Origin of the sequence: Micromonospora sp. NPDC048842 (assembly GCF_040649935.1) — a bacterium.
In the GTDB taxonomy this organism is placed as follows: domain Bacteria; phylum Actinomycetota; class Actinomycetes; order Mycobacteriales; family Micromonosporaceae; genus Micromonospora; species Micromonospora hortensis.
Genome location: NZ_JBEZGK010000013.1, coordinates 44,672 through 56,942 on the forward strand (window position 1 = coordinate 44,672; position 12,271 = coordinate 56,942).

General features: G+C 71.2%; 12 protein-coding genes. 8 read left to right on the plus strand and 4 right to left on the minus strand.

The window, feature by feature from the left end; genetic code table 11:
• The first annotated feature begins 34 nt into the window (after positions 1 to 34).
• The 7 genes from AB0C19_RS19575 to AB0C19_RS19605 all read left to right on the plus strand — a co-directional run bounded on the left by AB0C19_RS19575 (position 35) and on the right by AB0C19_RS19605 (position 7,493).
• A complete protein-coding gene (locus AB0C19_RS19575) occupies positions 35 to 376 on the plus strand; it encodes a PadR family transcriptional regulator (RefSeq protein WP_091401756.1) in 342 nt (113 codons plus the stop codon).
• Positions 373 to 1,323: a permease prefix domain 1-containing protein gene (locus tag AB0C19_RS19580; protein ID WP_357187167.1), complete on the plus strand. Its 951-nt coding sequence runs from the start codon at positions 373 to 375 to the stop codon at positions 1,321 to 1,323. The genes AB0C19_RS19575 and AB0C19_RS19580 overlap by 4 nt, the downstream gene beginning before the upstream one ends.
• A gap of 115 nt (positions 1,324 to 1,438) precedes the next feature.
• Positions 1,439 to 2,776 (plus strand): sensor histidine kinase, encoded by a 1,338-nt coding sequence (locus AB0C19_RS19585; RefSeq protein ID WP_357187170.1) that lies wholly within the window; start codon positions 1,439 to 1,441, stop codon positions 2,774 to 2,776.
• Complete coding sequence (locus AB0C19_RS19590; protein ID WP_357187173.1) at positions 2,773 to 3,489, plus strand: response regulator transcription factor; 717 nt, start codon at positions 2,773 to 2,775, stop codon at positions 3,487 to 3,489. The genes AB0C19_RS19585 and AB0C19_RS19590 overlap by 4 nt, the downstream gene beginning before the upstream one ends.
• 80 nt (positions 3,490 to 3,569) lie before the next feature.
• Positions 3,570 to 4,463 carry an ATP-binding cassette domain-containing protein gene (locus tag AB0C19_RS19595; protein ID WP_357187176.1) on the plus strand — a complete coding sequence of 298 codons (894 nt, stop codon included), beginning with the start codon at positions 3,570 to 3,572 and terminating at the stop codon, positions 4,461 to 4,463.
• Positions 4,460 to 5,521 carry an ABC transporter permease gene (locus AB0C19_RS19600; RefSeq protein WP_357187179.1) on the plus strand — a complete coding sequence of 354 codons (1,062 nt, stop codon included), beginning with the start codon at positions 4,460 to 4,462 and terminating at the stop codon, positions 5,519 to 5,521. Before AB0C19_RS19595 ends, AB0C19_RS19600 begins: the two co-directional genes overlap by 4 nt.
• Before the next feature lie 178 nt (positions 5,522 to 5,699).
• Positions 5,700 to 7,493, plus strand: a complete 1,794-nt coding sequence (locus AB0C19_RS19605; protein WP_357187182.1) for a carbohydrate binding domain-containing protein — start codon at positions 5,700 to 5,702, stop codon at positions 7,491 to 7,493.
• Positions 7,494 to 7,563: 70 nt separating this feature from the next.
• On the opposite strand, the gene AB0C19_RS19610 is transcribed toward AB0C19_RS19605, so the two are convergent.
• Positions 7,564 to 8,592, minus strand: coding sequence for a helix-turn-helix domain-containing protein (locus AB0C19_RS19610; RefSeq protein ID WP_357187185.1), 1,029 nt, complete (start codon positions 8,590 to 8,592; stop codon positions 7,564 to 7,566).
• A 253-nt stretch (positions 8,593 to 8,845) separates the two neighbouring features.
• Between AB0C19_RS19610 and AB0C19_RS19615 the strand changes: the two genes are divergently transcribed.
• Positions 8,846 to 9,823, plus strand: a complete 978-nt coding sequence (locus AB0C19_RS19615) for a helix-turn-helix domain-containing protein (RefSeq protein WP_357187188.1) — start codon at positions 8,846 to 8,848, stop codon at positions 9,821 to 9,823.
• Between the two features lie 12 nt (positions 9,824 to 9,835).
• On the opposite strand, the gene AB0C19_RS19620 is transcribed toward AB0C19_RS19615, so the two are convergent.
• From AB0C19_RS19620 to pdxT, 3 genes are all read right to left on the minus strand, one after another.
• Positions 9,836 to 10,453 (minus strand): DUF402 domain-containing protein, encoded by a 618-nt coding sequence (locus AB0C19_RS19620; RefSeq protein ID WP_357187192.1) that lies wholly within the window; start codon positions 10,451 to 10,453, stop codon positions 9,836 to 9,838.
• 109 nt (positions 10,454 to 10,562) lie between these two features.
• Positions 10,563 to 11,315 carry a YebC/PmpR family DNA-binding transcriptional regulator gene (locus AB0C19_RS19625; protein WP_091401738.1) on the minus strand — a complete coding sequence of 251 codons (753 nt, stop codon included), beginning with the start codon at positions 11,313 to 11,315 and terminating at the stop codon, positions 10,563 to 10,565.
• Between the two features lie 282 nt (positions 11,316 to 11,597).
• A complete protein-coding gene (gene pdxT, locus AB0C19_RS19630; RefSeq protein ID WP_357187195.1) occupies positions 11,598 to 12,203 on the minus strand; it encodes a pyridoxal 5'-phosphate synthase glutaminase subunit PdxT in 606 nt (201 codons plus the stop codon).
• Positions 12,204 to 12,271 lie beyond the last annotated feature (68 nt).

Below are 12,271 nucleotides of genomic sequence, written 5' to 3' on the forward strand. Positions count from 1 at the left end.
ACAACAGTGTGTGCCACACAGTATGGTGTGACACATGGTTAGCGAGGACGTTCTACGGACGCACCTACAGGAGTTGCGTCGAGGCACCGTCGTGGTGGCCAGCCTGGTCGCGCTACGCCGACCGGACTACGGCTACGCACTGCTGCAACGGCTCAGCGACCACGGCTTCCCGGTCGACGCCAACACCCTCTACCCGCTGCTGCGCCGCCTGGAGGACCAGGGGCTGCTGACCAGCGAGTGGAACACCGAAGAGAGCCGACCGCGCAAGTTCTACCGGACCAGCGACGAGGGCGAGTCGATGCTGAACCGGCTCCTCGACGACCTCGCCGCCGTACAGACCTCCATCACCGGGCTGATCCAAGGAGTGGACCGATGAACACCCTGACCGACCGCTACCTCGCCGCCACCCTGCGATCGGTGCCCACCCAGCGCCGCGACGAGATCGCCAACGAGCTGCGGGCCTCCATCGACGACATGATCGAGGGCCGGACCGATGGAGGGCAGGACGCGACCACCGCCGAGCGGGAGGTGCTCACCGAGCTGGGCAACCCGGACGTGCTGGCCGCCCGGTACGCCGACCGCCGGTTGCAGCTCATCGGCCCGACCTACTACCTGCTCTGGCTGCGCCTGCTGAAGCTGCTACTCAGCTTCATCCCGGCGCTCGTCGGCACGATCGTCACAGTGGTCGAGGCGGCCGAAGGAAAGGGTTTCGGGGCCATCGGGCCAGGCATCGTCGCGGCCATGCAGGTGGCCGTGCAGATCACCTTCTGGCTCACAGTGACCTTCGCCATCATCGAGCGCACCCAGACGGCCGTGGACGTGCCGGAGTGGACGGTGGACCAGCTGCCCGACGCACCGGTGCGACGAGGCATCCCCCTCGCCGACACCATCGCATCGGTGATCATGCTGGTGCTGACCATCGCGTACCTGCCGTTCCAGCACTACCACTCCTGGGTGCGTGGCACCGACGGCGAGAACATCCCGATCCTCGACCCGGCGCTCTGGTCGTTCTGGCTCCCGGCGCTGATCGTGGTGCTGGCGCTCAGCGTGATCTTCGAAGTCGTCAAGTACCGGATCGACCGCTGGACCTGGGCCCTGTTCGGCATGAAGGCGCTGCTCAACCTGGCCTTCTCGGTGCCGCTGGCGTGGCTGGCGCTCTCCGACCGACTGCTCAACCCGGCCCTCGGCGAGCGGCTCAGCTGGCTGGCGGAGGCAGACAACCGGAACTCCCTCGGCCTGGCCATCGCTGTGGGCGCCGCCGCGATCGTCGTCTGGGACCTGGTCGACACCGCTCGGAAGACCCGCCAGCAGACGACCGCGTGAGCGCACCAGAGTAGGCGGCCCGGCGCGTACCCCGCGCCGGGCCGCCGCCCGTCGGCGTGGCCGTGGCGGCGTGCCCGGTCGACGGGCCTGGTGGGCGGCGTGGCATCGTTCCCGGATGACAGTGGCAGCGCGAGACGAGTGGCGCCGGCCGGGTCCGACAGCGGAACAGCGCCGGTTCGACCTGTGGATCGGGCTGGCGGTGACCGTGCTGGCGGTGGTCAGCCTCACCCTGGCCCGCAGCGCCGGGGCATTCCTGCTGGGCCCACCACCATCCGGGCCGGAGCAGTTGTTCTGGACCGTCGCGGTGACCCTCCCGCTGATCTGGCGGCGACGCTGGCCGCTGGCGACCCTGCTGATCGTCTCGGTGGTGTTCATCTGCGCCCAGGCACGATCGGCACCGGAGACCCAGTTCTCCGCCTGGGCGCTGTTCTGCGTCATCTACACCGCCGGCGCCTGGGGGCAGGACCATCGGCTGGCCCGCCGGCTGCGGAGCGGCGTGATCGCCACCATGTTCGCCTGGCTGGGTGTCTACTACGCCGTGACCATCGACCACATCCCCCCGGATGCCTTCGATGACGCGGTCGGACCGGTGCCACCAGTCCTCGCGGCAATGGTCACCGGTGTGCTGGTCAACGTGCTGACTCTCGGGTTCGCCTACTTCTTTGGTGAGACCGCCTGGGTGGCCGCGCGCCGTGAACACGAGCTGCGCGCCCAGGCCGAGGACCTGCGTCGGTCGCAGGCCGAGGGGCGGGAACGGGCGGTGCTCGGCGAACGGGTCCGGATCGCCCGGGAGCTGCACGACGTGGTCGCCCATCACGTGTCGGTGATGGGCGTGCAGGCGTCCGCCTGCCGCCGCGTGTTCGACCGCGACCCGGGCAAGGCCCGCGCGGCGCTCACCGCCATCGAGCAGAGCGCCCGCACCGCCGTCGACGAGCTGCGTCGGATGCTCGGCGTGCTGCGGACCTCCGCCGGCACCGACGCCGCGCCGCCGGCGGTTGGCGGCGTCGAACGGATCGACGAGCTGGTCGAGCGGGCTCGGGCCGCCGGGCTGACGGCCACCCTCGGGGTGTACGGCGACCCGGTCGCGTTGCCCGAATCGGTCTCCCAGACCGCCTACCGGGTGACGCAGGAGGCGGTGACCAACACCCTGAAGCACGCCGAGGCGGGCCTGCTCGACGTGCGGGTCCGTTACCTGGCCCGGGAGGTGGAGGTCGACGTGACCGACGACGGGCGGGGCGGTGGCCGGGCCGACACCGTCGGGTTGGGGCTGATCGGCATGCGTGAACGGGTCACCGCCCACGACGGCGACCTGGAGGCCGGGCCGCGGCCCGGCGGCGGCTGGCGGGTACGCGCTCGCTTCCCCCTGGCGGCGTCGGCGGACCTGCCGGTGGGCCCACAGCGGGAGCCGAGCGACAGGCAGCAGGCGGCAGCCGGCGCGGAGCCGTCGGCATGAGCGCGGCGGCCCAGCGGGCGCCCGACGCCGGACCGACTGTGCGGGTGCTGCTCGCCGATGACCAGCACCTCGTCCGTACCGGCTTCCGGGTCATCCTGGAGGTGGAGGACGACATCGAGGTGGTCGGTGAGGCCGCCGACGGCGAACGGGCGGTCACCATGACCCGAGCCACCCGCCCCGACGTCGTACTCATGGATGTGGAGATGCCCGGGATGGACGGCCTGGAGGCCACCCGGCAGATCGTCGCCGACGGCGCCGGGGCGCCCGCGGTGCTGATCCTCACCACCTTCGACCGCGACGACTACCTGTTCGCCGCGCTGCGGGCCGGGGCCAGCGGCTTCCTGCTCAAGAACGGCACGCCGGAGGAGCTGATCGAAGCGATCCGGGTGCTGGCCAGGGGCGACGGTCTGCTCGCCCCGGAGATCACCCGCCGGGTGATCTCCACCTTCGCCCGGCCCGGCGACCCGGCGGGCACCGCCCACCGGGGCCCGGACGCCGATGCCGCGCTGGCCGAGCTGACCCCGCGCGAACGGGAGGTGCTGATGCTGCTCGCCGCCGGGTCGAGCAACGCGGAGATCGCCACTGCCATCCACCTGGGCGAGGCGACGGTGAAGACGCACGTGAGTCGGGTACTGGCCAAGCTGGGCCTGCGCGACCGGGTGCAGGCCGTGGTGTTCGCGTACGAGAACGGGGTGGTCCGCCCCGGCGGGTGACGGTGTCCGCCGCGAGGTGGACCCGCCCGCTCACCCGCCGGGCGGACGGCGCGGCGGCGTCATCGATCTAGCGTGGGTGCGTGACCAGAACGCTTCGCCTCGACGGCGTCGACCGCAGCTTCGGCGACCGTCAGGTGCTCAGGAACGTGTCCTTCGAGGTGTCCGCCGGCCGGATGACCGGTTTCGTGGGCGCCAACGGCGCCGGCAAGACCACCACCATGCGGATCATCCTGGGCGTGCTCGCCCCCGACGCCGGCGAGGTGAGCTGGGGCGGCGCCACGCTGACCCGGCAGGACCGCCGGCGCTTCGGCTACATGCCGGAGGAACGGGGCCTCTACCCCAAGATGACCACCCGCGAGCAGGTGGCCTACCTGGGCCGGCTGCACGGGCTGGACGCCGCCGCGGCACGACGTTCCACAGACGCGCTGCTGGACCGGGTCGGGCTCGGCGAGCGCGGCGACGACCTGCTGGAGACGCTGTCGCTGGGCAACCAGCAGCGCGCACAGATCGCCGCCGCGCTCGTGCACGACCCCGAGGTGCTGGTGCTCGACGAGCCGTTCTCCGGCCTCGACCCGCTGGCAGTGGAGACCGTCGTGGCCGTGCTGCGGGAACGGGCCTCGGCCGGCGCGCCGGTGCTCTTCTCCAGTCACCAACTCGACGTCGTGGAGCGACTCTGCGACGACCTGGTGATCATCGGGGACGGGGTGATCCGGGCCGCCGGCAGCCGGCAGCAGCTGCGCGACTCGTACACGGTGCCCCGCTTCGAGTTGGTCGTGGAGCACGACGCCGGCTGGGTACGCGACCACCCCGGGCTGACAGTGGTCGAGTTGGACGGCGCGCGGGTGGTCTTCGACCTGGCGGCCGGCACCGACGAACAGCCCGTGCTGCGGGCTGCCCTCGCGCGCGGCCCGGTCCGCGCCTTCCGCCCGGTCAGCCCCTCGCTCACCGAGATCTTCCGAGAGGTCACCCAGTGAACGTCACCCAGGCCACCCGGCTGGTCGCCGAACGCGAGATCCGGGTCAAGCTGCGCGACCGTACCTTCCTGTTCGGCACGCTGTTCTTCCTGTTGATCGCCGCGGCCGGCACCATCCTGCCGCCGTTGTTCTCCGGCGGGCCGTCCACAGTGGCAGTGACCGAGAGCTTGGCCGCTCCGCTGCGTGCCGCCGGGCTGGAAGTCCGGGTCGTTTCCGACGACCGGGCCGCCGAGCAGGCCGTCCGCGACGACGACGTGGACGCTGCGGTGGTTACCGGACCGGCCGTCCTGGCCATCGACGACGCCCCCGACGACGTGGTGAAGGCCCTGAGCACCCAGCCGACCGTCCGCCTGCTCGACCCGGACGCTGTCGATCCGGTGGTGGCGTTCCTGGTGCCGTTCGTCTTCGCGTTCGTCTTCTTCATCACCTCGCAGACGTTCGGTGTGCAGATCGCGCAGAGCGTCATCGAGGAGAAGCAGACCCGGATCGTGGAGATCCTGGTCGCCGCCGTGCCGGTCCGGGCCCTGCTGGCCGGGAAGGTGGTGGCCGGGGCCATCCTGGCGTTCGCGCAGATCGCCCTGATCGCGGTGGTGGCGGTCATCGGGCTACAGATCGGCGACAGCGGAGGTCTGCTCAGCCTGCTCGCCCCGGCGATCGGCTGGTTCGTGCCGTTCTTCCTGATCGGTTTCGTGCTGCTCGCCGCCATGTGGGCCGCAGCCGGCGCGCTGGCCAACCGGCAGGAGGACATCGCCGCCGTCTCGACGCCGGTGCAGCTCGCCGTCATGCTGCCGTTCTTCGCGGTGATCTTCCTGAACGACAACGCCACAGCGATGCGGGTGCTGTCCTACCTGCCGTTCTCGTCGCCCACGGCCATGCCGCTGCGGCTCTTCACCGGCGACGCGGCCGGTTGGGAGCCGATCGTCTCACTGGTCCTCCTGGTGCTCGCCGCCGGCGCGTTCCTCCTCGCCGGGGCCCGGGTGTACGAGGGGTCGCTCCTGCGGACCAACGGCCGGACCTCGCTGCGTACCGCCTGGCGGGAGCGGGAGACGATCGGCTGAGCCAGCGGTCCGCCCCGCACGGGCGTCGGTGTCCTGTTCGGATACCGGCGCCCGCTGCCGTACGGCACCGTTCCGAGCGCTGTTCGGTGGCCGTGAACAGCGCGAACACTCCTACGTTGAGCCGATCCTCACGGCAACGACCTGGTCGTCGCCGGTTTCCGGACCGGAAAGGCTCTCGATGTCCCCACCGATCAACGCACGGCAACTCCGCCGTCTGCTCAGCGTCGTGCTCGCGGTCGCCCTCGCCAGCACCCTCACCGCCCTCGTCCGCCCCGCGCCGGCCACCGCCGCCCCGGGTGACCTCATCCTCAACGGCACGTTCGACAACGGCAGCACTCAGCCCTGGTGGACCCGGCTCGCCTCGACCAGCACCACTGTCAACGCCGGGCAACTGCGCGTCCGCACCAGCGCCACTGTGGGCAAGCCCGTCTGGGAGGACCTGGTCGGTCACTTCGAGTTCGGCGTGACGGCCGCGCAGTCGTACCGGCTGCAGTTCGACGCCTCGGCCGACGTCAGCCGTTCGCTGCGCGTCTCGGTCTCCCGGGCGGACACGCCCTTCACCTCCGCCGTCGACCAGAGCGTCACGCTGACGTCCTCGATGAGCCGGTTCACCTTCGACTTCGTGTCCCCGTTCGGCGACCCGAAGGCGGTGCTGCTGTTCCACCTCGGCGGCCAGACCGCCTCGACGGTCCGGTTGGACAACATCTCGCTCACCCCGCTGGCAGTGAACCCGGCCACCGACCCGATCCTGTACTGGAACGGTGTCCTGCTGTCCACCTACAAGGCGCTGGACCTGCCACCCACCTCCTCGTCCCGCGAGGCCGCCATCCTGCACGCGGCGATGCACGACGCCGCCGTCTCGGTCACCGGGGTCGGCAACCCCTACCGGGTACGAGTGCCGGTCAGCTACCCGGGCACCATGGACAACGTCGTGGCGCCGTCCCTGAACGCGGCCATCGACCGGGCCGCGTACGACGTGCTGACCGCCCTGTACGGCGGTCAGGGCCAGTCCTACTCCCAGGCCCTCACCGCCGCTGTCGCGCTCCGGCCGTCCGGGGTGAACGCCGCCGAGGTCACCCGTGGTGACACCGTCGGCGCGGCGGCAGCCGCCGCCAACCTCCAGGCCCGCGCCAACGACGGCTCCGGCAACGACACCGCGTATCCGGTGCAGGAGAACGTCCCCGGCGCGTGGCGGCCGACCAACGGCAAGGCGGCGGTCAGCCCGAACTGGGGATCGGTCACCCCGTTCGCGCTCACCTCGGGCCAGCAGTTCCGGCCCCGCCTGCCGGCCGGCGCCACCGGGTACGCCGACCTGCTCGGCAAGCAGGAGTACCGCACCCAGGTGCAGGAGATCCGCGACTACGGCGGTCAGACGTCGTCGCTGCGGACCCCGGAGCAGACGCAGATCGCGTTCTTCTGGGCCAACGACCTGGGGGGCACGTACAAGCCACCGGGTCAACTCTTCTCCCACACCCGGATCGTGTCGGAGCAGCGTCAGCTCGGCATCCTGGCCAACGCCCGGCTCTTCGGGCTGGTGGCCCTCGCCCTCGCCGACGCCGCCATCGCCGCCTGGGACGCCAAGTACCAGACGCCCATCGACCTGTGGCGGCCGGTGACGGCGATCGAGGCGGCGGAGGGCCCCGGTTGGCAGCCGCTGTCGAAGACCCGCGAGGGGGTGCCGTACACGCCGGCGTTCCCGGCCTACATCTCCGGGCACGCCACCTTCGCGGGGGCCTGGTCCGCGGTGATGAAGAGGTTCTTCGGCACCGACGCGATCGCTTTCGACGCCACCACTGACGATCCGCACGCCGTGGGCGTGGTCCGGCACATGACCGGCTTCGACGACGCCGCCGAGGAGAACGCGCTGAGCCGGATCTACCTCGGCGTGCACTATCGGTTCGACGCGGACGCCGGGCTCGCCACCGGCCGTTCCGTGGGTGCGTACGTCTTCGCCAACCGCCTGCGACCGTAATCGTCAGTCGGGACAACGGGGGGCTCCCCGTCCGGTTCGTGGACCGGGCGGGGAGCGTCACGCGTGACCGCTACGCCCCGCAGTTCCAGTGGCCGAAGCCGCCGGTACGAGACCAGACCTCCCGTGCCGTCCTGATGTTCCACGCCGCGTCCAGCGCCGTCTGGCGGTCGACTCCGAACCGGGACACCTCCGTGTCGCTGAACTGGAACAACCCCCAGCGCCGCGATCCGTCCTCGACGACCTCCACCCGGTACGGGTCCAAGCCGGACAGGCAGCGCGCCACCTGCACCGCCCCGGCCGGGTCCTCCGGGAACGTCCGCCGCAGATGTTTGCCGATCCGGTCCTCCGACCAGGTGGCGGGCACCTTGCGATCACCCGCCAACACGTCGAACAGCCGCTCGTCCGCTGTGCCACTGACCGGCAGGCCGCCAAACGCCTGCAACACCATCACCCGGCTGGTGGTGTCCGGGCCGAACCAGCCGTCGACCGGCACCGTGAGTCCGTCGGCCACCAGGTGTTCCTGGAGGCTCAGCACGCAGGGGCCGTACATGCCCTGGCGCAGCACCTCCGGGCAGCCAACGGTCGGCGAGCTGTCCACTGTGGGAGGGGTGAGAGGTCGCAGCGCCCCGGTCGCCCCGATCGTCAGGACACCGAGCACTGCCAGCAGCGCCAGCCGAAGCCAGCGACGGGCCGGCCAGGGCGCTTGGGGTCGCGGCGGTACCGAGCCGACGCTCGGGCGGATGTCCGCCGCGACGGTGGTGGACGGGCCGGCAGGGGTCGGTGCCGCGTCGCTGTCCCCTCGACCCTGCTCGCCGAGGCGAGCCTCGAGGTCCCGCCGTGTCTCCAGCCACCTGTCGACCTCGACCGCCGGGGTGCCGCAGGCGGCCAGCAGCGCGACGACTGTGCGTTCCCGAGGCAGCGTCGTCCGGCCCAGCATCGTCGCGAGGGTGCTCGGCGGCAGCCAGTGTCCGGCGGCCGAGGCTCGCCGGGCGAGCTCCCGATAGGTCAGACCGGAACGCCGCCGCACCTCCCTGAGCAACGCCACGTACTCCCCCGCCGTGGTCGCCTGCGGCACCGGATCTCGGGCAGCGTCATCCATCGAATCTCCCCCGTGTCGTTGGTGTGGTCGAGCCCGAGCCAGCGCCGGCACGAGCCCATCGGCCGTACACCGGTCAGCGGTGCGGCCATCGACGATGACGCTAGGTAACCCGGTCGGCCAGGACAATGCCCTGGTCGCCGTGCTGGGTTGTCCGGGCAGCTCACGGCAGCATGTCCGGATCTTGTCCGACCATCTCGGACAGTCACCCGGACCCGATTTGCCCTCGGGTCCGCGGTGTCTGGAGAATTGAGCGATGACCACGGGGGAGCTACGCCCGGACGACGCGTCCGACCCGGCCGAGTTCGTCGAGATGCTGCGCCAGCTCAAGGACCGGTCGGGGCTCACCTACCGGCAACTGGAGCAGCGTGCCGCGTCGACGGGTGACGTGCTGGCCCGCAGCACCGCGGCGGACATCCTGCGCCGGTCCACACTGCCGCGCCCCGAGGTGGTGGCCGCGTTCGTGCGAGCGTGTGGCGCGGGAGATCAGGTCGAGACGTGGCTACGGGCCCGGCACCGCCTCACGGCAGGTCAGTTGGCCCCGCCGTCGCCGGCAGCGGACCCACCGCCGGTCGACGCGGTCACGACAGTGGCCCCGGAGCAGTCTGGCCCGGCCCGCCCACGTTGGTTCGCGCGGCCCGCACCGCTGGCGCCGCTCGTCGTCGCCGCCCTGCTGGCCACGCTCGGCGTGGGCTTCTGGATCGAGCGACGCGACGACGAGCAAGGAAAGGCCCCCGCATCGGCGGGTGACGGTGCCCGTTCGCCGAGCGCGGGGCTCAGCCAGATCCGCCCCGTCCGCAGCCCGCACCTCTGCCTCACCGAGGGTCGCGATCGCACCGGCCAGTACACCAAGGAGATAGCGGTCCAGCGGCCCTGCTCGGAGGCCACCCCACCGGACACCTCGCTGGAACCGGTGGCCGACGGAATGTTCTTCATCCACTGGGTCCACCCGGTGCTCGGGAAGGGCTGCCTCACCGTCCGCGACGAGGATCCCGGCCGGGACCTGCTCGAACCCTGGAACGAGAAGGATTGCAGCGCGGACAGGCCGCAGCAGGTGTTCCACTTCGAACCGGCCGGAGCGACGCCCGGCGCGTACCGCATCCGGCCCGACCGTAGCGAGTTGTGCGTCGGCCTGCGCGACGACGACAGCGACGTGTCCGACGCGGCGCTGGTCGAGCCGTGCACCGGCGGCCCGGATCAGGTGTTCCTGGTCAACGCGCCGCCCGGGAACTGACCTCGGCGTCGCTCAGCGCGCGGGTGGCACCTGATCCCAGCCGGCGGGCAGCGGGGGCGCCGTCCAGGCAGGGTCGGGCTGCCAGGTGGCCCACGACGGGTCCCACCAGCGCTCACCCCCGTCGAGCAGGGCGGCGACCCGGTCACCCTCGGCCTGGATGGCGTCCCCCATGCCCGGGTAGCGCCCCTCGACGAGGCGCTGGGCGAACATCTCCACGTCCTTCCAGACGTACCGGTCGGCGTCCGCGGCCCACCACAGGTCCAGCTCGTGGTCCAGGGTGTCCACCCCGATCGGAGTACGCCGCACCGGGTCCTGAAGGTTGAAGTACCAGCCGGCGAAGTCGCGACCCGGCCCGGTCCAGAACACGTCGATCGAGTGCGCCTCACCGGGGCGTTGCAGCATCAGCTTGCCGTGCCCGGACCAGGAGCGGTGCCCGGCGGCCTCCCACGGGTGCCGCCCGCAGGGGAAGACGCCGGTGCCCGGGAAGCCGAACTCGGCCCCCGAGGGGAGGTAGAGGGCGAGCAGGTCAGGCGAATCCTCGACGCAGATCGTCGGGCAACCGAACCAGACCTCACCCCGCAGCACCTCACGCCGTACCACTGTGTCGCCAGGCGCGAACCGCTCCACCACCCCCGCATCCCTCCCTCGCCGCGATCTTGCACTTCCTGTTGACGATATGCCCCGCGTGACGCGGACTGTCGGGTCAGGAAGTGCAAGATCGCGGCGGGGTGAGGCGGGGTCAGGCGTCGACCGCCGCCATCACGTCGTCACTGACGTCGAAGTTGGCGTAGACGTTCTGGACGTCGTCGCAGTCCTCCAGGACGTCGATCAGCTTGAAGATCTTGCGCGCGCCCTCTTCGTCCAGCGGCACGTTGACGCTGGGGATCAGGGAGGACTCGGCCGACTCGTACTCGATGCCGGCGTCCTGCAACGCCGTGCGCACCGGGATCAGGTCGGTCGGCTCGGAGACCACCTCGTACGCCTCACCGATGTCGTTGACCTCTTCGGCGCCGGCGTCGAGGACGGCCAGCATCACGTCGTCCTCGCTGGTGCCCTCCTTGGGGACGATCACCACGCCCTTGCGGGAGAACATGTACGACACCGAGCCGGCGTCGGCGAGCGAGCCGCCGTTGCGGGTCAGCGCCGTCCGCACCTCGGTCGCCGCGCGGTTGCGGTTGTCGGTGAGGCACTCGATGAGCATGGCCACGCCGCTCGGGCCGTACCCCTCATACATGATCGTCTGCCAGTCGGCGCCGCCAGCCTCCAGGCCGGAGCCACGCTTGACGGCGCGGTCGATGTTGTCGTTCGGCACCGAACTCTTCTTCGCCTTCTGGATGGCGTCGAAGAGCGTTGGATTCCCGGTGGGGTCGCCGCCGCCGATCCGCGCGGCCACCTCGACGTTCTTGATCAGCTTGGCGAACATCTTGCCGCGCTTGGCGTCGATGACGGCCTTCTTGTGCTTGGTCGTCGCCCACTTTGAGTGGCCGGACATCTTCTACCTCCGTTGCTACCCGCCGTCTGCATCGACCGCACCGCTCACGCCCCGCTCCCGCCGGCGCACGCGGAGGTGCCGGTCAGCTCTGGTGGAAGCCGTGGCGGGCAGATGGCCCTGCCGAATCTCCGCAATCCTACCGACGTCCCCCGGGTCCCTGTCATGCACCGCGCACGGCACTATCGCCCGGCCCCGACGGACCAGGGCAGACGGGACAAAAACCCTGGGCGAAGCCACTACCGCAGCGAGCATCATGGACAGCCCGGCGCGGTCGGCCGCCGCTCAGCAGGCGGCGCGGACCAGGTCCACGAAGTACGCGTGCACCCGCAGGTCACCGGTGAGCTCCGGATGGAACGAGGTGGCCACCAGGTGGCCCTGTCGCACCGCAACGATCCGGTCGGCGGCCGGGCCGCCGGACACCACCCCGATGACCTCGACGCCGGCACCGACCCGCTCCACCCACGGCGCGCGGATGAACACCGCGTGGAACGGCTCGCCCGGCACCCCGACGACGGTCACCGGCGCCTCGAACGAGTCGACCTGCCGGCCGAACGCGTTGCGCCGGACCGTCATGTCGATGCCGGCGAAACCCCGCTGATCGGCTCGGCCGTCGAGCACCTCGGTCGCCAACATGATCATGCCGGCACAGGAGCCGTAGACCGGCATGCCGTCGGCGATCCGCTTGTCGATCGGCTCGCGCATCTCGAAGATGTCCGCCAGCTTGCTCATGGTGGTGGACTCCCCGCCGGGAATGACCAGGCCGTCGACCGCGTCCAGCTCCGCCGGACGGCGGACCGGGCGAGCGTCAGCGCCCGCCGCGGCCAGCGCCGCCACGTGCTCGCGGACGTCGCCCTGAAGCGCGAGCACACCGATCACGGGTGCCGTCATGGCCGCACCGTTCCTCTCCGCGTCCGTCGCCCGGAAAGAGCGCTCACCAACCAGTAACTCCCTCGCGA

Coding starts and splice junctions, on each gene's coding strand:
- AB0C19_RS19585 (WP_357187170.1), top strand. CDS start 1,439: ATGACAGTGGCAGCGCGAGACGAGTGGCGCCGGCCGGGTCCGACAGCG.
- AB0C19_RS19575 (WP_091401756.1), top strand. CDS start 35: ATGGTTAGCGAGGACGTTCTACGGACGCACCTACAGGAGTTGCGTCGA.
- AB0C19_RS19580 (WP_357187167.1), top strand. CDS start 373: ATGAACACCCTGACCGACCGCTACCTCGCCGCCACCCTGCGATCGGTG.
- AB0C19_RS19615 (WP_357187188.1), top strand. CDS start 8,846: ATGACCACGGGGGAGCTACGCCCGGACGACGCGTCCGACCCGGCCGAG.
- pdxT (WP_357187195.1), bottom strand. CDS start 12,203: ATGACGGCACCCGTGATCGGTGTGCTCGCGCTTCAGGGCGACGTCCGC.
- AB0C19_RS19625 (WP_091401738.1), bottom strand. CDS start 11,315: ATGTCCGGCCACTCAAAGTGGGCGACGACCAAGCACAAGAAGGCCGTC.
- AB0C19_RS19590 (WP_357187173.1), top strand. CDS start 2,773: ATGAGCGCGGCGGCCCAGCGGGCGCCCGACGCCGGACCGACTGTGCGG.
- AB0C19_RS19605 (WP_357187182.1), top strand. CDS start 5,700: ATGTCCCCACCGATCAACGCACGGCAACTCCGCCGTCTGCTCAGCGTC.
- AB0C19_RS19610 (WP_357187185.1), bottom strand. CDS start 8,592: ATGGATGACGCTGCCCGAGATCCGGTGCCGCAGGCGACCACGGCGGGG.